This is a genomic window from Jannaschia formosa (genome assembly GCF_003340555.1).
Taxonomy (GTDB): Bacteria; Pseudomonadota; Alphaproteobacteria; order Rhodobacterales; family Rhodobacteraceae; genus Jannaschia; species Jannaschia formosa.
Genome location: NZ_QPLJ01000002.1, coordinates 160,577 through 181,869 on the forward strand (window position 1 = coordinate 160,577; position 21,293 = coordinate 181,869).

Below are 21,293 nucleotides of genomic sequence, written 5' to 3' on the forward strand. Positions count from 1 at the left end.
CGAAGATAAGCCGCCCGGCGCGGTTTACCAGCCGGGCAGGTCAGACAGTCCGTCGAGGACGAACTGCACCGACAGCGCGGCGAGCAGCATGCCCAGAAGCCGGGTCGTCACGTTGATCCCGACGGGGCCGAGCAGCCGCTCCATCGGCGAGGCCAGCAGGAACAGCGCCAGCACCACGGCCAGCACGGCGAGCATGACGCCGATGGCCTGCGCCGTGCCCAGCGGCGCGGCGCCATCAGTCAGCAGGATCATCGTCGCGATGGCGCCGGGGCCTGCCGTCAGCGGCAGGGCCAGCGGAAAGACCGAAGGGTCGGGGGGCGGGGCGTCGGCATTGTGCTCGCGCCGCTGCGTGCGCTTTTCGAACAGCATCTCGAGCGCGGTCAGGAACAGCAGCAGGCCGCCCGCGATGCGGAAGGCCGGCATCGAGATGCCGAGGAAGTTCAGGAGGCCCTCGCCCAGAAGCGCGAAGACGATGAGGATCGCCGCGGCGATGGCGGTGGCGCGGAAGGCGATGGCGCGGCGGTGGCGCGGGGTCATGCCCGAGGTCAGCGCCACGAAGATGGGGGCGAGGCCGATCGGGTCGATCACCACGAAGAGAGCGGCGAAGGCGGTGGCGGCCTCGGCGACGGTCATGCCTCGACCCGCTCCAGCGCCTCGACCGCGGCCATCCACAGCGCCTCGGCGCGGTCGGTGGCCTCCATCACCTCGGCATATTTCTTGTTCCAGGTCTCCAGCTCGCCGACGCGGCCTTCCTCGTAGAGCGACGGATCGGCCAGCTTCTTGGCGAGCTTGTCGCGCATGCCCTCGATCTTGGCCATCCGCTCCTCGGCGCGGCGGACCTCGGCCCGCAGCTCCAGGATGCGGTCCCGGCTGGGCGGCGGGGCGTTTTTCTTTTCGCTGCGGGCCTTTGCGGGCTTGTCCTCACCCTGCAGCAGCATCTTGCGGTAGCTTTCGAGATCGCCGTCATAGGGCTCCACCGTGCCGTCCTTCACCAGCCAGAGCCGGTCGGCGACGAGGCTGAGCAGGTGCATGTCGTGGCTGACGAGGACGACCGCCCCGTCATAGGCCGTCAGCGCCTCGACCAGGGCCTCGCGGCTCTCGATGTCGAGGTGGTTGGTGGGCTCGTCGAGGATCAGGAGCTGCGGGGCGTCGAGCGTCGCCAGAAGCAGCGACAGCCGCGCCTTCTGTCCGCCCGAAAGCGCGCCGACCGCCGTGTCGGCCTGGTCGGCGCCCAGCCCGAAGGAGGCGAGCCGCGCGCGCAGCCGCGCCGGCGCCTCGTCCGGGCGTTCGCGCCGGATGTGGTCGAGTGGCGTCTCGTCGACATGCAGGTCGTCGACCTGATGCTGGGCGAAATAGCCGATCTTCAGCTTCGACGAGGCGACGCGGCTGCCGTCCATCACCTGAAGTCTGTCCGACAACAGCTTGGAAAGAGTGGATTTCCCTTCGCCGTTGCGACCCAGAAGCGCGATCCGGTCGTCCTGGTCGAGGCGCAGGTTCATGCGCCCCAGCACCTGCTTGCCGTCATAGCCCGTCGAGGCGCCGTCGAGGCGCAGGATCGGCGGGCTGAGCTGGCTGGGCTTCGGAAAGGTGAAGACGACGCGGGCCGCGTCCTCGGGCGCGGTGATCGTCTCCATCTTCTCGAGCATCTTCACGCGGCTCTGGGCCTGCTTGGCCTTGCTGGCCTTGGCCTTGAAGCGGTCGACGAAGGCCTGCAGGTGCGCGCGCTGCGCCTGCTGCTTGGCCGCCGCCGCCGCCTGGCCCGCGCGTCGTTCGGCCCGCGCCCGCACGAACTGGTCGTAGGTGCCGGTATAGTAGGTCAGGCCCTTGTCCTCGAGATGGAGGATGCCGCCGACGGAGCGGTTCAGGAGACCCCGGTCGTGGCTGATGATGAGGACGGTGTGGGGATACTTGACGAGATAGCTTTCGAGCCAGAGCGCGCCTTCGAGGTCGAGATAGTTCGTCGGCTCGTCGAGCAGCAGCAGGTCGGGCTGCGCGAACAGGACGCCGGCCAGCGCGATGCGCATGCGCCAGCCGCCGGAATAGGCCGAGCAGGGGCGCGACTGTTCATCAACTTCGAAGCCCAACCCCTTGAGGATGCTGGAGGCGCGGGCCTCGCCGGACCAGGCGTCGATGTCCTGAAGCCGCGCCTGCACCTCGGCGATGCGGGTCGGGTCGGTGGCCGTCTCGGCCTCGGCCATGAGCGCCGCCCGCTCCTCGTCCGCCGCAAGCACGGTGTCGAGGACGGAGGTCTCCGACGAGGGCACCTCCTGCGCGACGCCGCCGATGCGGGCGCGCTGGGGCAGGATGATCTCGCCGCCGTCGAGCGGGATCTCGCCCCGGATGAGGCGGAACAGCGTCGTCTTCCCCGTGCCGTTGCGGCCGACGAGGCCGACCTTGTGGCCCTCGGGGATGGTCGCGCTGGCGCCGACAAGAAGCGGGCGCCCGGCGACGGAATAGGAAAGGTCCTCGATCTGTAGCATGGGCCGCCCCATGCGCCCGCGCGCGGCCGGCGTCAACCGCCCGGCGGAGCCTGTTTCCTTCGGCCCGGCCCCCTGCTAGGGGCGCGGCAGAATTCAACGACAGGAGGCCCCCATGGCCGTGCAACGCACCTTCTCGATCATCAAGCCCGACGCCACCAAGCGCAACCTGACCGGCGCCATCACCGCGAAGTTCGAGGAGGCCGGCCTGCGCGTCGTCGCCTCCAAACGCATCCGGATGACGATGGAGCAGGCGCAGACCTTCTACGCCGTCCACAAGGACCGTCCCTTCTTCGGCGAGCTCTGCGAGTTCATGATCTCCGAGCCGATCGTGGTTCAGGTGCTGGAGGGCGAGGACGCGATCGCGAAGAACCGCGAAGTGATGGGCGCGACCAACCCCGCCGATGCCGCCGAGGGCACGATCCGCAAGGAGTTCGCGCTGTCGATCGGCGAGAACTCGGTCCACGGGTCGGACGGCCCGGACACGGCCGCCGAGGAGATCGCCTATTTCTTCTCGGGCCTCGAAATCGTCGGCTGAGCCTGCCGGACTGCGCGGCGAGGGCGTCCTGCGGGACGCCCTTTTTCGTTCGGGGCAGTCGATATGGCCCTGCCGCCCGGCGGTGCTGGCCCGGCATCGCGACCTGCGCTAGGGCGGGGTCATGAAGACCGCGACGCGCCTCCCGCTTCTCGCCACGCTCGAAGGCGTGCTGCTGGCCATCGCCATCGGCTGGCTGCTCTGGGTCGGTCAGGCGATCCTGCTGCCGATCATCGCCGCCATCATCACGCTCTACATCCTGTCGGCGGCGGCGGGCGGGCTGGGCCGCGTGCCGGGCTTCGGCTGGACGCCAGGCTGGCTGCGCCGGGTGATCGTGCTGCTGCTGTTCCTGGGCGGCGCGGTGGCGCTGTCGGCCATGGTGACGTCGAACGTGACGCAGGCGGTGTCGTCGCTGCCGGTCTATGCCGAGAATATCGAGGCGCTGGTCGCGCGCACCGCCGGACGCCTGGGCTTCGCCGAGGAGCCGGCCTGGGAATCCCTGCGCGTCTTCGTCGCCGAGCGGATCAATATCGGGGTGCTGGCGGGCCAGTTGCTTGGCGTCCTGTCGTCGCTGGGCGGGCAGGTGCTGCTGGTCGTGCTCTACGCCGCGTTCCTGTTCGTGGAGCGGGGCGCCTTCGAGCGGAAGCTGACGCTCGCCTTCGGCGATTCGGAGCGCCGGGACCGCGCCCGCGCCTTCCTGGAGGCGGCGAACGAACGGATTGGCAACTACCTCGTCGTCAAGACGGTCGTGAATATCATGCTGGGGGTGATCTCGCTGGCGGTGATGCTGCTGCTCGGGATCGACTTCGCGGTGTTCTGGGCGGTGCTGATCGCGCTGCTCAACTACATCCCCTATATCGGCTCGCTGGTCGGCGTGGCCTTCCCGGTGCTGCTTGCGCTGGCGCAGTTCGGCTCGCTCGGGATCGCGCTGGTGGCGCTGATCGGACTGACGATCGCGCAGCAGGTGATCGGCAGCGTGGTCGAGCCCCGGATGATGAGCAAGACCTTCAACCTGTCGACCTTCGTCGTGCTGCTTTCGCTGAGCTTCTGGGCGTCGATCTGGGGGCTGGCGGGGGCGATCCTGGCCGTGCCGATGACCTCGATCCTGGTGATCGTGCTGGCGGAGATCGAGGCCACCCGCCCGGTCGCCGTGATGCTGTCGGCGGACGGGCGGGTCTGATCGCGGTCAGGCGGGACGGCGGCGGCGGGCGAGGCCGAGCGCGGCGAGGCCCGTCATCAGGAGGGCCAGCCCGGCCGGAAGCGGAACGGGGCCGCCGCGGTGAGGCTGTAGCGTTCGCGGTCGAACGGCTCGAAGGCGGCTGCGAATTCCTCGCTACTGGAAAAGAGTGGATAACCTTCGAGATCGCCGTCGTCGAAGAAGAAGCCGACAAGGCAGGATGACGTATTACAGGCCAGGAGATCCAGAACGGTCCCGTCCAGCGACAGCAGCGGATCCGCAGCAGACGCCGTCCCGAGGACCTCGGTGACGGCATCGAAGAAGGTGATCGTCCGAGGGGCGCCGTCGATCGTCACGCCGGAAATGCCGCCGACAAGGATCCGATTGGCGTCTCCCAGCAACGTGCCGTCGATGGTGGCACCCAAGGTCTCGCCCGATGCGAGGTCATAGCTGAGGGTGAACGTCGCTGCCTGCGCCGTCGCCGGTGAGAGACCTATCGCAAGTGCGGTTCCCAGGAATTTCACTTGGGTTTCCTGAGGTCGCAATGGGTCCGGTATGCGTAGACCGAGAACTGGATAAAGAACAGGCACAACTCCATGCATGAAGCGCACCTGATGCGCATGGACCGCAATCCGGGGGATCGTCGCCGCTTGCGCCCCCGCAGGTCCTTCGGTCGCTTGAGGGCGGGCCTGCGCCGGCGCGGAGTGGACAGACGTTCCGGATCGGCGTAGCGCGCCGACGATGAACCTGCGCCACGACATTTTCCGCACCCTGTCCCTGGGCCTGCCGCTGGTCGGCGGGCAGGTGGTGCAGTTCTCGATCGGGATGACCGACACGCTGATGCTGGGCTGGTATTCCGTCCCGGCCCTGGCTGCGGGCACCATCGGCGCGTCCTTCCTGTTCTCGCTCATGCTGCTGGGGGCGGGCTTCGCCTTCGCGGTGCTGCCGCTCGCCTCGGAAGGGGTGGGGCGCGGGGACGCCACGGCGACGCGCCGGGCGACGCGGATGGGGCTGTGGCTCTCGGCGATCTATGGCGTCCTCGTCCTGCCGGTCTTCCTCTGGTCCGGGCCCATCCTGCTGGCGCTGGGCCAGCAGCCGCAGGTGGCCGCGGACGCGCAGTCCTACCTGCGGATCGCGGGGCTGAGCGTGCTGCCGGGCCTCGTGACCATGGTGCTGCGCTCCCATCTCTCGGCGCTGGAGCGGACGCGGGTCGTGTTCTGGGCGACGGTCGCCGGGGCGCTGTCGAACGCGGGGCTCAACTGGCTGCTGATCTTCGGCAATCTCGGCTTCCCCGAGATGGGGGTCGCCGGGGCGGCGGTGGCCTCGGTCCTCGTGAACGTAGTGATGGCGGGTCTTCTGCTGGTCTATGCCACGCGCGGGCCGGGGATGGCGGAGTATGCGCTGCTGCAGAACCTGCACCGACCCGACTGGCCGATCTTCGCCAAGGTCTTCCGGATCGGCTGGCCGATCGGGCTGACGCTGGTGTCGGAGACCGGGCTCTTCGCCGCTTCGGCGGTGATGATGGGCTGGCTGGGCACCGTACCCCTGGCCGCCCATGGCGTCGCGATCCAGATCGCGGGGGCGGTGTTCATGCTGCATCTGGGTCTGTCGCAGACGGTGACGGTGCGGGTCGGGCAGGCCTGGGGCCGGGCCGACCGGCCCGCCGTCGCCCGCGCGGCCTTGGCGGCGACGATCCTGTCGGGGATCGCGGTGCTGCTGGCCACGGCGCTCTATCTCGGGGCGGGGCCGTGGCTCGTGTCGCTGTTCGTGGCTCCGGACGACCCCGCGGCGCCGCAGATCCTGGCGCTGGGGGCGCATCTGCTGATCGTCGCGGCGCTGTTCCAGCTGGTCGATGCGGGGCAGGTCATGGCGCTGGGGATGCTGCGCGGGGTGCAGGACACGCGGATGCCGATGGTTTATGCGATGGTCGGCTACTGGCTTCTGGGCATCCCAACGAGTTATGTGCTGGGCTTTCCGCTGGGGCTCGGCCCGGACGGGATCTGGCTGGGGCTTTGCGTCGGGCTCGCCGCCGTCGCGGTGGCCCTGGCGCTGCGGTTCGCCCGGATGGTCGCGCGGCCCGGCGCCGCGGTGCCCGGCTGAGGGCCGGGGAGGGGGGCTCTGCCCCCCGTCGCCTGGCGGCGACTCCCCCCGGCATATTTGGGGAGCATCGAAAGGGGGGCGCGTTAACCTTAACGAGAGGTGAAGGCGCTACATCGAGAAGCTGACGCCGCAGCCGCAGCTGGAGGCGGCGTTCGGGTTGTCGATCGTGAAGCGGGATCCGACCAGTTCCTCGGTGAAGTCGATCACGGCGTTCTCGAGGAAAAGCAGCGAGACCTCATCGACGACGACCTTCTGGCCCTCGCCCTCGAGCACGAGGTCGCCCTCGGCCGGCGCGTCGAGGTCGATCTGATACTGGAAGCCGGAGCAGCCGCCGCCCTCGACGGCGATGCGCAGCGCCTTGCCCTGGTCGGCGGCACCGATCTCGGCGAGGCGTTCGAAGGCGCGCGGCGTCACGCGCGGGGGCAGGGCGAGGTCCATGGGGCCGCTCCGGGGCTGTGCATTCCTTGGTTTGCAGATATATGGAGCCCGGACGCGCCTGCCAAGAGAGCCCCCGTGACCCCATTCGCCAGCGACCCGAATGCGACCCGCGGGCGGCTCCACCCCGAGGAGGAGTCCGCCTTCCGATCCCCGTTCCAGCGCGACCGCGACCGGATCATCCACGCGAGCGCCTTCCGCAGGCTCAAGCACAAGACCCAGGTCTTCATCGAGCACGAGGGCGACTATTTCCGCACCCGCCTGACCCATTCGATCGAGGTGGGGCAGGTCGCGCGCACCATCGCCAAGCATTTCGGCCTGAACGTCGAGCTGACCGAGGCGGTGGCCTTGGCCCACGACCTGGGCCATCCGCCCTTCGGGCATACGGGCGAGGAGGCGCTGCAGCGGCTGATGGCGCCCTATGGCGGGTTCGACCATAACGCCCAAGCCATCCGCATCGTTACCCGGCTCGAACGGCATTACGCCGAGTGGGACGGGCTGAACCTGACCTGGGAGACGCTGGAGGGCATCGCAAAGCATAACGGCCCGGTGACCGAGCCCGTGCCCTATGCGCTGGCCGAGTACGACGCGGTGCACGACCTGGAACTGCACACCCATGCCAGCGCGGAAGCGCAGATCGCGGCCCTGTCCGACGACATCGCCTACAACAACCACGACCTGCATGACGGGCTCAGGGCGGAGCTCTTCTCGACCGACGAGCTGGCCGAGCTGCCGGTGCTGCGCGACTGCTTCGCCGAGGTTGACCGGATCTATCCGGGTTTGAACTATTACCGTCGCCGCCACGAGGCGCTGCGCCGCTTCTTCGGCGTTCTGGTCGAGGACGTGATCGCGGTGACGCGGGCCAACCTCGACGCGCTCCAGCCGCTCAGCCCGCAGGAGGTGCGGGATGCGGGGCGGATGACCTGCGCCTTCTCGGACGGGCTCTGGCAGGACCTGAAGGTGATCCGCCGCTTCCTGTTCGAGCGGATGTACCGCGCCCCCGCCGTGGTCGAGGTGCGGCGCGAGGTGACGCAGGTGGTCGAGGACCTCTTCCCGCATTTCATGGCCCATCCCGAGGCGCTGCCCCGGCAGTGGCGCAAGGACGTCGCCGAGACCCGCGACGAGACGGAGCTGGCGCGGATCGTCTGCGACTACATCGCCGGCATGACGGACCGCTTCGCGCTGCAGAGCCACGCGGCGCTGGAACGGGCCTGACGCGGGGCTTGCCCGGTCGCCGGCGGGCAGGCTGGCGGAGTAGGCAGAGGGTTCACGCGCCATACTCGCCGCCCTGCCGCTCCCGCGACGGTCAGGAACCGTGCGTGCAAAGGACGCGCGGGTGGCCGAAGCCGGCCCGCCCTTGGCCGACGCGAACGGGGGGCAATAGCGGCCGCCGCGACGCGTTCGCTTCTACCCTCGCCAGCGGCCAGAACTTCGACGGCGGGCTTGTCGAACGGCAGCGGGTGGACAACACGAACTTCCGGGCCGCGCTGGCCTGTCTGGGCACCGAGGCGGTGATCGGGACGAGGACCGTGCTGAGCGGGACGGAGATCGCCGACGGCGTCGGCCCGGACGCCCTTAAGTCGGTGGAGCGGTGCGGCGTGATCGGCGCGGGCTGCACCCCGTCGACGACCTTCGCCACGGAGCGCGAGCCCCCCTCTTCCCTCCCCAAATATCCCCGCCGGAGGCGCACGGTCGTGCCGGGCGATCCCCCCGACGCCCTGTCTGCCCCTTCCGGTGCCCGGCTGCCGTTGCGTCTGCGCCCCGCGCTTGAGGCCGGGGCGGGGCGGCGCTAGAGGAGGCGGACCCCAAAGCCCCGGACGCCAGATGAACCTCTTCGCCGATATCCGTGCCCTGACCCTCGACACGCTCGCCGCCCTCGCCGAGGAGGGCGTCCTCCCCGCCGGGCTCGATACCGGCAACGTCACCGTCGAGCCGCCGCGCGACGCCGCGCATGGGGATATGGCGACGAACGCCGCTATGGTCCTTGCCAAGCCCGCAGGGCGCAAGCCGCGGGACATCGCCGAGGCGCTGGCCCCGAGGCTCGAGGCGGACCCGCGCGTCGCTTCGGCCGAGGTGGCGGGGCCGGGCTTCATCAACATCCGGCTCGCGCCGTCGGTCTGGCAGGACGTGGTGGCCGCGGTGCTTGCCGAGGGCGCGGCGTTCGGGCGCTCGACGATGGGGCAGGGGACGCGGGTCAATGTCGAATACGTCTCGGCCAACCCGACCGGCCCGCTGCATGTCGGGCACACGCGGGGGGCGGTGTTCGGGGACGCGCTGGCCGCGCTGCTGGCCTTCGCGGGCCATGACGTGACGCGGGAATACTACATCAACGACGCGGGCGCGCAGGTCGACGTGCTCGCGCGGTCGGTCTACAACCGCTATCTTGAGGCGCACGACCTCTCGGTCGACTGGCCCGAGGGCACTTATCCCGGCGACTACCTGATCGAGGTGGGCGAGGCGCTGAAGGCGAAGGTCGGCGACGCCTATCTCGACCAGCCCGAAGAGGTCTGGCTGGCCGAGGTGCGGGAATTCGCGACCGACGCGATGATGGATCTGATCCGCGCCGACCTCGCCCGGCTGGGCGTGAAGATGGACGTCTTTTCCAGCGAGAAGGCCCTTTATGGCACAGGCCGGATCGAGGCCGCGATCGACGCGCTGCGGGCCAAGGGCCTGATCTATACCGGCACGCTGGAGCCGCCGAAGGGCAAGCTGCCCGACGACTGGGAAGCGCGGGAGCAGGTGCTGTTCCGCTCCACCGCCTATGGCGACGACCAGGACCGGCCGATCCAGAAGGCCGACGGCGCCTGGACCTATTTCGCGCCCGACATCGCCTATCACCACGACAAGGCGAGCCGGGGCTTCGACGCGCTCATCAACGTCTTCGGCGCCGACCATGGCGGCTATGTCAAGCGGATGAAGGCGGCGGTCGCCGCGCTGACCGACGACCGGGTCCCGCTCGACATCAAGCTCACGCAGCTCGTCAAGCTGATGCAGGACGGCAAGGAGCTGAAGATGTCGAAGCGCGCGGGCACCTTCGTGACGCTCGCCGACCTCGTCGAGATGGTGGGGCCCGACGTCACGCGCTTCATCATGCTGACGCGCAAGAACGATGCACCGCTCGATTTCGACGTGGACCGCGCGCTGGAGCAGTCGAAGGACAACCCGGTCTACTACGTGCAGTACGCCCATGCCCGGGTCATGTCGGTGCTGCGCAAGGCGGCCGCGCAGGGGCTGGACGTGTCCGACGCGGCGCTGGCGGGCGCGGACCTCGGCAAGCTCGATCACGAGGCGGAGCACAATCTGGCCGCGAAGCTGGCCGAATGGCCACGCCTGGTCGAGACCGCCGCCCGCACCCACGAGCCGCATCGCGTCGCCTTCTACCTCTACGACCTCGCCTCGGCCTTCCATGCCTTGTGGAATCGCGGCAACGACGAGACCAGCCTGCGCTTCCTGCAGGACGACGATGCCACATCGCTGGCGAAGATCGGCCTCGCCCGTGCCGTTTCGCTTGTGATCGCATCCGGCTTGGGTATCCTCGGAGTCGAACCTGCGCAGGAAATGCGCTGAATCCCCGCGTCAGATCGGGGAGAATCGGGTTCTGAGACGATGCGACCGGGGTCAACCCCGGCCATCATGGGCAGTGAACGACAGACGCCGGACGCAGGCCATGCGATCCGGTCGGAGGGCAGGCACATGGCAGATCTCGACTATTACGGCGCCGATTACGGCGCCGAGGCCCCGTCGCGTATCGGCGACGCGCTTCGCAATTTCGGCCTCGCCAACTGGGCCGGGGCGGCGACGTCGCTGGCGCTGGCGGGGGGCATGGCCGTCTGGGCCGTCGACCTGACGATGCGCGACATGTCCCGCGTCCCCGTGATCGCCGCGATGGAGGGGCCGATGCGCGTCCAGCCCGCCGATCCCGGCGGCATGAGGCCGAAATTCCAGGGCATGGCCCTGTCGGACATCACCTCGGGCGGCCCGGCGGCGCCCGCGCCCGAAGAGATCGTGCTGGCCCCCGCACCGGTCGACCTGAGCGCCCCGCCGCTGTCCGAACGGCGTGAGGCCGCCGGACTCGCCCCGCTGGACCCCGTCCGCGACGCGCTGACGGCGGAGGTGCCGGCGCCCTCGGCCATCGCCACGCCCGCGCCCGCCGACGTCGCCACGCTGGCCGAGCCGCTGGACCCGGAAGTCGAGGCCCAGAGCCTTGCCGAGATGGCCGAGCCGCTGGTCGAGGAGGAAGCGGAGATCGAGGTCGCCGACCTCCATACCGGCCCGGGCCTCGCGCGGTCGTCGCGCCCGGCGCAGCGGCCGCAGGGCGTCGTCGCCCGCCGCGTGCCGACCGAGGCGCCGGTGCAGGCGCCGACCGTGCAGGTGGCGAGCCTCGGCGGAGCGCTGGACGTCGATCCGGCCACGCTGGCGGCGGGCACCCGCGTCGTCCAGCTCGGCGCCTATGATTCGCGCGACGCCGCGATGGGCGAGTGGGACCGGCTGTCGGGCAAGTTCGCGGCCTACATGGGCGACAAGCGCCGCCTGGTGCAGAAGGCCCAGTCCGGCGGGCGCGACTTCTGGCGGCTGCGGGTCGTGGGCTTCGCGGACAGCTCGGACGCGCGGCGCTTCTGCTCGGCCCTGCTGGCCAAGGACGCGGCCTGCATCCCCGTCACGGTGCGCTGAGCCATGGCCGGCGCGGGGCCGGGGGCCTTCATCCTCGGATGCGAGGGCCCCGACCTCGGCCCGTCGGAGGCCGCCTTCTTCCGGGAAGCGGACCCCTGGGGCTTCATCCTCTTCGCCCGCAATGTCGACGGGCCGGACCGGTTGCGCGCCCTGACGGGCGCGCTTCGCGATTCGGTGGGACGGCACGCGCCAGTCCTGATCGACCAGGAAGGCGGGCGGGTGCAGCGACTGGGCCCGCCCTTCTGGTCCGACTGGCCCGCGCCGCTGGACCAGATGGACCGCGCCAGCGACCCCGCGCGCGCGATGTTCCTGCGCGCGACCCTGATCGCGCGGGAGCTTCGGGACGTGGGCGTCGACGTGAACTGCACTCCCACGGCCGACATCGCGGGCGAGGCCACGCATCCGTTCCTCTACAACCGCCTCTACGGCCGCGACGTCGAGGAGGTGGTGACCCGCGCCCGCGCCAATGCCGAAGGCTGCCTGCAGGGCGGCGTTCTGCCGGTCCTGAAGCACATGCCGGGCCACGGACGCGGCACCGCCGACAGCCACCTGCGCCTGCCGGTGGTCGACACGCCCCGTGCGGAGCTGCGGGAGACGGATTTCGAGGTGTTCCGCAGGCTCGCCGACCTGCCGCTGGGGATGACTGCGCATGTCGTCTATTCGGATATCGACCCGCTGCCGGGAACGATCTCGCCGGCGATTCATGCCCTGGTCCGGGGCGAGCTGGGCTTCGGCGGGCTGCTGATGACCGACGACATCTCGATGCAGGCCCTGCCGGGGGACATGGCGACGCGCTGCGCCGCGTCGATCGCGGCGGGCTGCGACCTGGTCCTGCATTGCAACGGCGACCGCGCCGAGATGGAGAGGGTCGCCGGGACCTGCCCCCGGCTGGCGGGCGCGGCGCTCGAACGTGCGGACCGTGCGCTGGCGATGCGGGCCGAGCCGGTGGAGCTTGACATCGAGGCGGCCCGTGCGGAGCTTCGCGCCCTGACGAGCTGAGGCGCCGCGATGGCAGACGACGATTTCCCCGAAGGCCCCGCCCGTGACGCGCTGTCGGTGGCCGACCGGCTCGCCGCCGAGGCGCTGATCGTGGACGTGGACGGGTTCGAGGGACCGCTCGACCTGCTTCTGACCCTCGCGCGGAGGCAGAAGGTCGACCTGCGCGCCATCTCGGTGCTGCAACTGGCGCGGCAATACCTCCTCTTCGTCGAACGCGCGCGGCAGCTGCGGCTGGAGCTGGCGGCCGACTACCTGGTGATGGCCGCCTGGCTCGCCTTTCTGAAGTCGCGACTGCTGCTGCCGCCGGACCCGGAGGAGGAGGTCTCGGCCGAGGATCTCGCCGCGCATCTGGCCTTCCAGCTGGAGCGGCTGGAGGCGATGCGGAAGGCCGCCGCGCAGCTGATGGCGCGCGACCAGCTCGGCCGCGACGTCTTCGCGCGCGGCCAGCCGGAGGAGCGGGGGCATACCCGCCGGGTGACCTATACCGCCAGCCTGCTCGACCTGATGCAGGGCTATGCAAGGCTGCGCACCCGCGAGGACTTCCGGCCGTTCGTCATGGACCGCGTCGACGTCTTCACCATGGAGGAGGCGCTGGCGCGGCTGCGCCCGCTGATGGGTGCCACGGTCGAGTGGACCGACCTCGTCGCCTTCCTGCCCGAAGAGTGGCGCGGCCATCCCAAGCGGCGGCGCTCGGCCACGGCCTCGACCTTCGCGGCGACGCTGGAACTGGCCAAGCGCGGCGGGCTGGAGCTGCGGCAGGACGACATGTTCGGGCCGATCCGCATCCGGGCGCGGGCATGACCGACAGCCTGTTCGAGGCCCCGCCCGAAGGCGAGCAGGAGCGGATGGTCGAGGCGCTGCTCTTCGCCTCGGCCGCACCCCTGACGGTGGGCGAACTTCACGCCCGCCTGCCGCATGGCTGCGACGCGCCCCGCGCGCTGGAGCGGCTGGCACGCCGCTACGAGGGGCGGGGCGTGCGGCTGATGCGCGTCGGCGACGCCTGGGCCTTCCGCACCGCCGCCGATCTGGCTTTTCTGATGACGCGAGAGACGGTCGAGACCCGCAAGCTGAGCCGGGCCGCCATCGAGACGCTCGCCATCGTCGCCTATCACCAGCCCGTCACCCGCGCCGAGATCGAGGAGATCCGGGGCGTGTCGGTCTCGAAGGGGACGATCGAGCAGCTGATGGAGCTGGACTGGATTCGGCTGGGCAAGCGCCGCCAGACGCCGGGGCGGCCGGTGACTTTCGTTGTGACCCGCGCCTTCCTCGACCATTTCGGGCTGGAGAGCCCGCGCGACCTGCCGGGCCTGAAGGAGTTGCGCGCCGCGGGCCTGCTGGAGAGCACGCCGCCCCCCGACGCCGCCCCAGAGGAGGAGGAGGCGCCGCAGGAGGACCTCTTCGCGCCCCCGCCGCCCGAGGGGTGACATCGGCGGCTCCGCTTCCCATGTCCCGGCAAGCACCATGGCGGTGCCGGGAGATGTCGGATGATCCAGATGCTGCTGCGACGGCTGATGTGGAAGAAGGCGAGCCGCCTTGCAGGCCGGAAGAATGCGAAGAACCTGCGGAAGGCTCGCATGGCGATGCGCATCCTGCGGATGATCGGGCGGTAGGCGCTCAGGACGCACGCCGGCGCTCGCCGCCGAAGGCCAGCGCGAAGCCCATCGCCCGGCCGAGCGAGGCGTTGGCCCTCTGCCAGCCCGGTGCCCAGACCTGGCCCATGTGGATCATACCCGGCACCTCGTGCAGCTTGACGAAGGCGCCCCGGTCCCGCGCGCGGCGCGCCAGCACCCGGGCGTCGCCCAGAAGCACCTCCTCCGCGCCGACCTCGATCAGCGTCGGCGGCAGCAGCGACAGGTCGTCGAGCACCGGCGAGACCTCGGGGTGGTCGCCCGGCATGCCCATGAAGCACATCCGCGCCAACCGCCGGTCGCTCGCGTCGTCGACCATCGGGTCGCTGTCCTCGTTGGCCCTGCGCGTGTCGCTGAGGCCGCTGCGGTCGGTGTTGGGCGAAAAGAGCAGGAGCGCGGGCGGCGGCCGCCCCTGCCGGGCGAGCGCCAGCGCCGTGACCAGCGCGAGATGCCCGCCCGCGCTGTCGCCCGCAAGGATCGGGACGGGGCCATCGGGGATCGCGGCGAGCGCGGCGTGGCGCTGCGCGGGCCAGGTCGCCTCGGGCGCCAGCGGGTAGCGGGGCAGGGTCACGCGGGCGCCGCTGCGGGCGGCGAGCCGCGCGGCGGCGCGCAGATGCGTGTCGGGCGCGCCGAAGACATAGCCGCCGCCGTGGAACCAGATCACCTCCGGCCCCGGGCGGGGACCGGTGACGCGCAGCCCGACGTCGGGCATGTTCGTCACCTTGATGCCGTGGGGCAGGGGGATGTCGACGCCGCGGGTCAGCCGGTCGAAGGCCGGGCGCATCTCGGCGGGTGTGTCGCCCAGGGGATGCGCCTCGATCCGCGCGAGGATGTCGGCGCGTCGCATCAGGTGTCGATCGCCTGCACCGACCCCCCGTCGACGCGCCAGTTCGCGCCGTTGACGAAGGACGCCCGATCGGAGCAAAGGCAGGCGATGACGAAGGCCGTCTCCTCGGGCCTGCCGCGGCGCTTGAGCGCGAGATGCGGGCGCTCCTCCTCAAGGAAGGTGTCGATGGCCTCGTCGAAGCTCACGCCCATCTCCTCGGCGCGTTTCTCCATCATGCCGTCGGTCATGTCGGTCGCGATGAAGGCCGGGGCCACGCAGTTTATCAGCGTGCCCTTCTGCGCGTAGACTTGGCTCATGCCCTTGGCGAAGCTGAGCAGTGCGGCCTTGGAGGCGTTGTAGACGACCTCATCGGGATAGGGCTGGGCTACGTTCTCGGAGGTGACGAAGACGACGCGGCCCCAGCCGCGCCGGTTCATGCCGGGGATCAGCGCCTTCGACATGCGTACCGCGGTCATGAAGTCGGTGTTCCAGGCGTGGTGCCAGTCTTCCTCGGTGATATCGGCCAGCGGGTCGCCCTTGGCGCCGGTCACGCCCGCCGCATGGACGAGGATGTCGGCATGCCAGCCCGCGCCCTCGATGGCCCTGGCGATCCTGTCGGCCCCGTCCTGCGAGGTGAGGTCGGCGACCACGCTGACGACGCCGGGGCCGAGCTTGCCGACGGCCTCGGCCAGTTCCTCCTCGTCGATGTCGGAGAGGACGATGTTGCAGCCCTCGGCTTGCAGGATCTTCGCGGTCTCAAGCGCCATGTCGCCGGCGCCGCCGGTCAGGACGGCGGTGCGGCCTTCGATTTGCAGGTCCATGAATGGGGGTCTCCGGGTTGTGTCATGCCTCGGTGTCGGCCTTGTGGATGGCGGATTTTGCGGTCGGGACGACGAGGTAGGTGATGATCGGGACCGTCAGGATGGTGGTCAGGAAGGTGCGGACCCAGGTCGGGACCTCCAGTCCGGAGGTCAGGTAGGTCAGCAGCGTCACCGTCGGATAGACGGCGAGCCAGATCATCCCCATCAGCACCGCCCGGTTGCGCGACTTGTTCGGGTCCCGGTCGGTCGTGATGTCGGTCTCTTCGGTCATTCGGCTTTACCTCGCGTCGCAGGGGCAATGCGAGGAGGCGGGCGGCGGTTCCGGGCTGCGTCAGTCCTGCGCACCGAAGCCGGCGCGGCGCAGCTCCAGGGTGGCGACGCGGGTCAGCCACAGCATCAGAATGGCGAAGCAGAGCAGCCCGGCCCCGGCGATCAGCAGCTGCGCCTCGCTGGTCCGCGTGGTGGCGAGACCGCCCATCTCGCCGATCCAGACCATCGCCAGCGTGCCGGGGGCGAGGCCGAGCAGCGTCGCCAGGCAATAGGGCCAGAACGTGATCCCGGTCAGGCCCAGCAGCCAGTTCTGGACCGTGAAGGGCAGGATCGGGGTGATCCGGAGCAGGGTCACGAACAGCACCGCGTTGCCCGCGATCGCCCGGTCGGCGGCGGCCACGCGGGGCCCGGGAAAGCGCCGCAGGAGGATCCCGCGCAACCAGGTGCGGCCGATCAGGTAAGGCGGGACCGCGCCCAGAACCGAGCCCAGCATCGACAGCGGATAGCCCCACCAGCCGAAGGCCAGCCCGCCCACGACCGACATCGCGGCGGCGGGCAGGGGCAGGATCACGACGATCACGTAGACGCCGACGAAGACGACCCAGCCCAGCGGCCCGTGCGACTGCACCCAGTCCCGCAGCGCGGGCACCCAGGACTCCCACGGCAGCAGCCACGCGCCCAGCGCCAGCCCCACCAGCAGCACGGGCCAGAGCCAGATCTTCCAGGAGGAAAGGAATCGGAAGGCCATCGTGGTCATGCAGATATGCGATAGCGCGCCGGGCGCAAACGTCGAGCGCGGGCGGCGCAAGGCCGCGGAAGGCGGGGCCGTGCGAATTGCAATCGTCGCCCCGGACGTCCAGATGTCAGGGCAGGCAAGTGCAGGGGGCGAGATGTTCGGCAAAGGCAAGGCCAATCGGTTCGAACCGGGGCTCCAGACCTTCCCGGACGTGATGGTCGACAAGCTGGCCGCCGACCTGAAGCTCGAGAAGCGCGGCGAGACCGATGGCCGCGCCGGCGTGCCGCCGACCGGCAGCGCGACGCTGTCGGCCGCAGAGCTGGAGGCGGCGGACGCCGTCCGCGCCCTGCGCCGCGCGGCGCTGGCCGAATACGAGATGCAGCAGCACGCCTTCGCCGATCGCGTCGCCGAGGCCGGCACCGCGCGCGAGCGGGTCGAGCTGATGGTGGGCGAGGCGCGCAACACGATCCGCAACCTGACGCTCGACGAGGAGAACCGGCTGGAGAATGCCCGCACCCGCGTCGGCGGGCTGGAGATGAAGCTGCGCGCCTTCCAGAAGAAGCACCGGCTGGAAGGCCCCCCGCGCGAAGCCCAGAACGGCGTCTTCGTCTTCGGCCTGATCCTGCTGATCGGCCTGATGGAGGTGCTGCTGAACGGCTATTTCTTCGCCGAGCAGAACGCCCTTGGCTATGTCGGGGGCATCGCCATCGCTGCCGTGATCGCGGTGGTAAACGTCTCCTTCAGCTACGCGCTGGGCGGGCAGGTGCGCTACATGAACCGCCGCAACCCGCTCTGGTGGCTCTGGGGCGTGCTGGCACTGTCGGCGTTCCTCCTCTTCGCCGGGGCGCTGAACCTCGCCGTCGCGCATTTCCGCGATGCGCTTGAGGTGATGGAATGGGAACAGGCGCTGGTCGCCTCGGTCGACCGGCTGGTCGCCGGGCCGCTGGACCTGCGCTCCTTCGCGTCCTGGCTGGTGGTGAGCTTCGGCGCGCTGGTCTCGCTGACGGCGTTCTGGAAGGGGCTGACGCGGCTCGACCCGATGCCGGGCTACAACGCGATCTATGACCAGTGGGAGGATGCGGTCGACGACTATGCCGAGGCCTATTCCGACGCCCAGGAGGCGCTGGAGGACGCCTTCGCCGAGGCGCGCGACAAGCTCCAGCAGGAGGCGCAGTCCCGCCGGACGGAGCTGCGCGCCGCCGTCGACGCGGTGGCCCAGCGCGGCGCCCTGGCGCGCGCGCTGCAGACCTTCCTCGAGACCTGCGACGAGGCGGCGAACCGGCTGATCCGGATCTATCGCGACGCCAACCTGCGCGCGCGGGCGGATGCCCCGCCCGACTATTTCAACGAGCCCTTCGCCTTCCCGCCCTATGTCGCCCCCGAGCCGCCCCAGGGCGAGCGCGAGGCCGCCGTGGCCGAGATCCGCCGCATCGACGACACCGTCCGCGTGGGCGTCGACCGCCTGCTCGAGGCGCGGGAGACGGCGCTCGATGCCTATCCGACCGTGCGCGAGATCAAGGCGGGCGACGCCGCGCCGCGCCCGCGCGCCGTCCCGGGACGCGCCGCCTGATGGCCCGGCGCCGCCGGTCCCGGCGCCAGGGCGGCGCGGGCAGAACCGTGCTCGGCGCCGGTCTGATCGTGCTGGCACTGGCCGGGTTCGGCGGGCTCGGCTGGCTGCTCTGGGACCGGGCGCAGGCGCCGGGGCTCGACGCCGCGTCGCTGTGTCCCGAGGACGGGCCGGTCGGGCATCTCGCCATCCTGATCGACACGACCGACCCGATCTCGCCCACGCAACTCGCCCGCGCGCGGGCGGAGCTTGCTTCGATGATCGAGGCCGCGCCGGACTTCACCCGCGTCTCGCTGGCGACCGTCTCGCCCCGCGCGGCGCCGGTCCGGTCTCTTTGCAAGCCGCCCAGCGATGCCTCGGCGCTGACGGCAAACCCGCGGCTCGTGGCCGAGCGCTATGAAAGCGACTTCCTCGCCCCCGTGACCGAGACGCTGGACGGGCTGCTGGCCGTTCCCGAAGCTGACAGCTCGCCGATCATCGAGGCGCTGCAGGCTTTCCTCGCCGCCATTCCCGATTTCGGCGACGGGCCGGCGCGCGTCGTGCTGGTCAGCGATCTCGTGCAGCATTCTGAGGTATTCAGCTTCTACCGCGGCGGCGACTGGGACAGCTTCAGTGCCTCGGGCGGGGCCGAGCGGCTGGCGCGCAGCCTCGACGGGGCGGAGGTCGCGATCTTGCGCTTCCCGCGTCCCGCCGCGCCCAGGGCGGCGGTCGACGACTTCTGGGTCCGCTATCTCGACGCGCAGGGCGCCGCGCGGGTCGTGCCGACGGTGCTGGGAGACCTGTAGATGGCCCGCCGCACGCTGGACAGCTTCGGCCTCGACCGATGGCTTCTGGGCCTCGCCTTCCTGGCGGGGATGCTGGGAGTGGTCGCCTTCAAGCTGTCGGAGCTGCCGCAATGGATCCCGGCGGTCTTTGCGGCGGCGGTGATCGTGGTCTACGCGGCGCTGACCTGGGCGCTCCGCTCCGCCCGGCTGGAGCCGGAGCAGATCGGCGACAACGCCTATTACCTGGGCTTCGTCCTGACCCTCTGTTCGCTGGCCTACACGCTCTGGGCGCTGGGCGAGGTCGAGGCGGAGGCGGCCTTCATCGCCGAGGTCGTGTCGGGCTTCGGCGTGGCGCTGACCTCGACCGTGGTCGGCGTGGCGGTGCGGGTCTTCCTGATGCAGTTCCGGCTCGACCTCGTCGCGCGGGAGCGCGAGGCGCAGATGGCGCTGGGCGAGGCGATGTCGGCCTTCCGCACCGAACTGGCCGAGGTGATCCGCGGCACGCGCTACATGGGCGTGGAGATCCGCCAGACGCTGGCGCAGCACCACAGGGAACTGGCCGAGCAGGACGAGGCCCGGACCCGCGAGGCGACGGAGCGGATGATGGCCGCCTTCGAGGACGCCATGACCCGTTTCGCGGACCGCGCGGGGACGCTGGACCGGACGCTGGCCGAGCGGGCCGAGGCCACGGTAGCTGAGGCGGCGGGGCGGCTGGCCGGGCTGTCCGACCGCCATGCGGGCGGGGCTGAGGCGCGGGTCGCGGCGCTGGAAGACCGGCTGGACGATGCCGCGATCCGGTCCGTCACGGCGGCCGAGGCGCGGCTGGAGGCGACCCTGGCGCGCTTCGAGGCGGCGGCGAACCGGGCCTCGGCGGCGCTCGGGGCGTCGACGCAGGGGATCGGGCAGGCGGCCCTGGCGGAACTCCGCGCCCACCGCGCCGAGATCCGGGCCGAGATCCGCGCGGCGCTGACGCTTGCCCGCGCGGCGAACGACGCGCCGGTGAAGAAGGCCGACGACCGATGAGGCGCGAGGGGATGGACCGCGCGCGCGGCTACCGGCGCGGCACCGTGATGGGGTTGACCGTCGCCGAGGCCTTCATGCTGATCGCCTTCGTGCTGCTGATGCTGCTGGGCGTCTGGATGGCCTCCGCCCGGGAGAGGATCACCGAGCTGGAGGAGCGGGTGCGCGCCGCCGAGCCCTTTGCCCTCGCCTTCACCGAGGAGCAGCGTGCCGCCGCGCTGGCCCATCGCGACGAGCTGACGCTGATCGGCAACGACATCGCCAAGCTCGAGGCGTTCCGCACGCTGGCCGAGCAGGGCGCCTCGCCCACCGAGGCGGCGCTGGCGCTGGAGCTGCTGCCGGTGCTGGAGGACGGGCTGACCCCAGAGGAGGCGGTCGCGCGCGTGCGCCTGCTGGACGCGGAGGCGCTGCGCGACCTTGCCCAGGCCGCCGCGCTGCGCGACCCGGAGGCGCAGGCGGCGCTGGTGGAGCTCGCCCGGATGGAGGAAGTCCCGCGCCTGGCCGAGCTTCTGGAGGACGGCGCGCTGGAAGGCGAGTTGGCCAAGCTCGCCGCCTTCGAGGAGCTACTGGAGGAAGGGTCCGAGGCGGCGGGTGCGCTCGACGACCTGACCGCTTATCGCGAGACCGGGCTCGCCCCCGAGGAGGTGGCGGCGCTGGCCGCGCAGATGAACGACGTCGCGCAGGCGCAGCTTGCCGCCGCTGCCAGCCGCGACCGGATCGCCACCGCGCTGGAGGCCGAGGCTGGCGCGGTCGTGGCCGGCCTGGGCGGCGAGGTTCGGCCGGACGGGTCCATCGTCTTCAGCGACCGCCTGCTGTTCGACGCGGGCAGCGCGCGGCTGCGGCCGGAGTTCGACTCGGCGCTGGGCCGGCTCTGCCGCCCCTGGATCGAGACGCTCTACGAGAACCGCGATGCGCTTTCGGCGGTGCGGATCGAAGGTCATGCCTCGTCGGAATGGATCTCGCTTCCGCCGCGCGCGGCCTTCGAGCGCAATCTCGACCTGAGCCAGGCCCGCGCCGCCGCCGTCTTCAAGCGCTGCCTCGCGCTCGCGGGGCAGGACGCGGTGGCCGACTGGGCGCGCACGCGGATGAGCGCTGTCGGTTTCTCCTCGTCGCGGCCGATCCTGGACGAAGGGGGCGCCGAGGACGCCGTCGCCTCGCGCCGCGTCGTCTTCGCCATCGACACCGAAGCGCCTGCAGGGGCGGCCGAGTAGCGGCGTCCGCCCTGCGGATTATTCGGGGCCAGGAGACGCAGGGCGCGCCCGAGAAC

Annotated in this window: 24 protein-coding genes; 15 read left to right on the forward strand and 9 right to left on the reverse strand. The window is 70.9% G+C overall.

The window, feature by feature from the left end; genetic code table 11:
* Nucleotides 1-24: 24 nt before the first annotated feature.
* Together DR046_RS03675 and DR046_RS03680 are read right to left on the reverse strand one after the other, a co-directional pair.
* Nucleotides 25-633, reverse strand: a complete 609-nt coding sequence (locus DR046_RS03675) for a MarC family protein (protein ID WP_115380086.1) — start codon at nt 631-633, stop codon at nt 25-27.
* Complete coding sequence (locus DR046_RS03680) at nt 630-2,480, reverse strand: ABC-F family ATP-binding cassette domain-containing protein (protein ID WP_115380385.1); 1,851 nt, start codon at nt 2,478-2,480, stop codon at nt 630-632. The genes DR046_RS03675 and DR046_RS03680 overlap by 4 nt, the downstream gene beginning before the upstream one ends.
* Nucleotides 2,481-2,592: 112 nt before the next feature.
* On the opposite strand from DR046_RS03680, the gene ndk reads away from it, so the two are divergent.
* Nucleotides 2,593-3,015 carry a nucleoside-diphosphate kinase gene (gene ndk / locus DR046_RS03685; protein WP_115380088.1) on the forward strand — a complete coding sequence of 141 codons (423 nt, stop codon included), beginning with the start codon at nt 2,593-2,595 and terminating at the stop codon, nt 3,013-3,015.
* Nucleotides 3,016-3,136: 121 nt separating this feature from the next.
* Nucleotides 3,137-4,192, forward strand: a complete 1,056-nt coding sequence (locus tag DR046_RS03690) for an AI-2E family transporter (RefSeq protein WP_115380090.1) — start codon at nt 3,137-3,139, stop codon at nt 4,190-4,192.
* Nucleotides 4,193-4,198: 6 nt separating this feature from the next.
* On the opposite strand, the gene DR046_RS24795 is transcribed toward DR046_RS03690, so the two are convergent.
* Complete coding sequence (locus tag DR046_RS24795; RefSeq protein ID WP_370815649.1) at nt 4,199-4,249, reverse strand: hypothetical protein; 51 nt, start codon at nt 4,247-4,249, stop codon at nt 4,199-4,201.
* Complete coding sequence (locus DR046_RS24090; protein WP_245190798.1) at nt 4,249-4,713, reverse strand: hypothetical protein; 465 nt, start codon at nt 4,711-4,713, stop codon at nt 4,249-4,251. The genes DR046_RS24795 and DR046_RS24090 overlap by 1 nt, the downstream gene beginning before the upstream one ends.
* A gap of 217 nt (nt 4,714-4,930) precedes the next feature.
* Between DR046_RS24090 and DR046_RS03700 the strand changes: the two genes are divergently transcribed.
* Entirely contained in the window at nt 4,931-6,289 is a 1,359-nt protein-coding gene (locus tag DR046_RS03700) for an MATE family efflux transporter (protein ID WP_115380092.1), read from the forward strand.
* 108 nt (nt 6,290-6,397) lie between these two features.
* Here DR046_RS03700 and DR046_RS03705 read toward each other — a convergent pair whose 3' ends face one another.
* The gene (locus DR046_RS03705) at nt 6,398-6,727 is read right to left on the reverse strand and encodes a HesB/IscA family protein (protein ID WP_115380389.1); all 330 of its coding nucleotides are present in this window, start codon (nt 6,725-6,727) and stop codon (nt 6,398-6,400) included.
* Between the two features lie 75 nt (nt 6,728-6,802).
* On the opposite strand from DR046_RS03705, the gene DR046_RS03710 reads away from it, so the two are divergent.
* From DR046_RS03710 to DR046_RS24575, 8 genes are all read left to right on the forward strand, one after another.
* A complete protein-coding gene (locus tag DR046_RS03710; protein WP_167766868.1) occupies nt 6,803-7,939 on the forward strand; it encodes a deoxyguanosinetriphosphate triphosphohydrolase in 1,137 nt (378 codons plus the stop codon).
* Between the two features lie 245 nt (nt 7,940-8,184).
* Nucleotides 8,185-8,517 carry a hypothetical protein gene (locus tag DR046_RS03715; RefSeq protein WP_135227250.1) on the forward strand — a complete coding sequence of 111 codons (333 nt, stop codon included), beginning with the start codon at nt 8,185-8,187 and terminating at the stop codon, nt 8,515-8,517.
* A gap of 31 nt (nt 8,518-8,548) precedes the next feature.
* Nucleotides 8,549-10,291, forward strand: a complete 1,743-nt coding sequence (gene argS / locus DR046_RS03720; RefSeq protein WP_115380096.1) for an arginine--tRNA ligase — start codon at nt 8,549-8,551, stop codon at nt 10,289-10,291.
* Nucleotides 10,292-10,417: 126 nt separating this feature from the next.
* Complete coding sequence (locus DR046_RS03725; RefSeq protein WP_167766869.1) at nt 10,418-11,395, forward strand: SPOR domain-containing protein; 978 nt, start codon at nt 10,418-10,420, stop codon at nt 11,393-11,395.
* A 3-nt stretch (nt 11,396-11,398) separates the two neighbouring features.
* Nucleotides 11,399-12,394, forward strand: coding sequence for a glycoside hydrolase family 3 N-terminal domain-containing protein (locus DR046_RS03730; protein WP_115380100.1), 996 nt, complete (start codon nt 11,399-11,401; stop codon nt 12,392-12,394).
* A 9-nt stretch (nt 12,395-12,403) separates the two neighbouring features.
* The gene (locus DR046_RS03735) at nt 12,404-13,195 is read left to right on the forward strand and encodes a segregation and condensation protein A (RefSeq protein ID WP_115380102.1); all 792 of its coding nucleotides are present in this window, start codon (nt 12,404-12,406) and stop codon (nt 13,193-13,195) included.
* On the forward strand, nt 13,192-13,818 hold the full coding sequence (gene scpB, locus DR046_RS03740; protein WP_115380104.1) for an SMC-Scp complex subunit ScpB: 627 nt from the start codon (nt 13,192-13,194) through the stop codon (nt 13,816-13,818). The genes DR046_RS03735 and scpB overlap by 4 nt, the downstream gene beginning before the upstream one ends.
* A gap of 60 nt (nt 13,819-13,878) precedes the next feature.
* On the forward strand, nt 13,879-14,004 hold the full coding sequence (locus DR046_RS24575; protein ID WP_280652820.1) for a hypothetical protein: 126 nt from the start codon (nt 13,879-13,881) through the stop codon (nt 14,002-14,004).
* Nucleotides 14,005-14,008: 4 nt separating this feature from the next.
* Here DR046_RS24575 and DR046_RS03745 read toward each other — a convergent pair whose 3' ends face one another.
* From DR046_RS03745 to DR046_RS03760, 4 genes are read right to left on the reverse strand one after another with little or no spacing between them, the layout of a single operon-like run.
* A complete protein-coding gene (locus DR046_RS03745; RefSeq protein ID WP_115380106.1) occupies nt 14,009-14,869 on the reverse strand; it encodes an alpha/beta hydrolase fold domain-containing protein in 861 nt (286 codons plus the stop codon).
* On the reverse strand, nt 14,869-15,669 hold the full coding sequence (locus tag DR046_RS03750) for an SDR family NAD(P)-dependent oxidoreductase (protein WP_115380108.1): 801 nt from the start codon (nt 15,667-15,669) through the stop codon (nt 14,869-14,871). Before DR046_RS03750 ends, DR046_RS03745 begins: the two co-directional genes overlap by 1 nt.
* A gap of 22 nt (nt 15,670-15,691) precedes the next feature.
* On the reverse strand, nt 15,692-15,940 hold the full coding sequence (locus tag DR046_RS03755) for a putative antibiotic biosynthesis monooxygenase (protein WP_115380110.1): 249 nt from the start codon (nt 15,938-15,940) through the stop codon (nt 15,692-15,694).
* A gap of 60 nt (nt 15,941-16,000) precedes the next feature.
* Complete coding sequence (locus DR046_RS03760; RefSeq protein WP_115380112.1) at nt 16,001-16,696, reverse strand: TVP38/TMEM64 family protein; 696 nt, start codon at nt 16,694-16,696, stop codon at nt 16,001-16,003.
* A gap of 103 nt (nt 16,697-16,799) precedes the next feature.
* On the opposite strand from DR046_RS03760, the gene DR046_RS03765 reads away from it, so the two are divergent.
* From DR046_RS03765 to DR046_RS03780, 4 genes are read left to right on the forward strand one after another with little or no spacing between them, the layout of a single operon-like run.
* On the forward strand, nt 16,800-18,245 hold the full coding sequence (locus tag DR046_RS03765) for a hypothetical protein (protein WP_135227251.1): 1,446 nt from the start codon (nt 16,800-16,802) through the stop codon (nt 18,243-18,245).
* Complete coding sequence (locus DR046_RS03770) at nt 18,245-19,027, forward strand: hypothetical protein (protein WP_115380116.1); 783 nt, start codon at nt 18,245-18,247, stop codon at nt 19,025-19,027. The genes DR046_RS03765 and DR046_RS03770 overlap by 1 nt, the downstream gene beginning before the upstream one ends.
* The gene (locus DR046_RS03775; protein ID WP_115380118.1) at nt 19,028-20,029 is read left to right on the forward strand and encodes a hypothetical protein; all 1,002 of its coding nucleotides are present in this window, start codon (nt 19,028-19,030) and stop codon (nt 20,027-20,029) included.
* Nucleotides 20,026-21,237, forward strand: a complete 1,212-nt coding sequence (locus tag DR046_RS03780; protein ID WP_135227252.1) for an OmpA family protein — start codon at nt 20,026-20,028, stop codon at nt 21,235-21,237. Before DR046_RS03775 ends, DR046_RS03780 begins: the two co-directional genes overlap by 4 nt.
* Nucleotides 21,238-21,293: the final 56 nt, after the last annotated feature.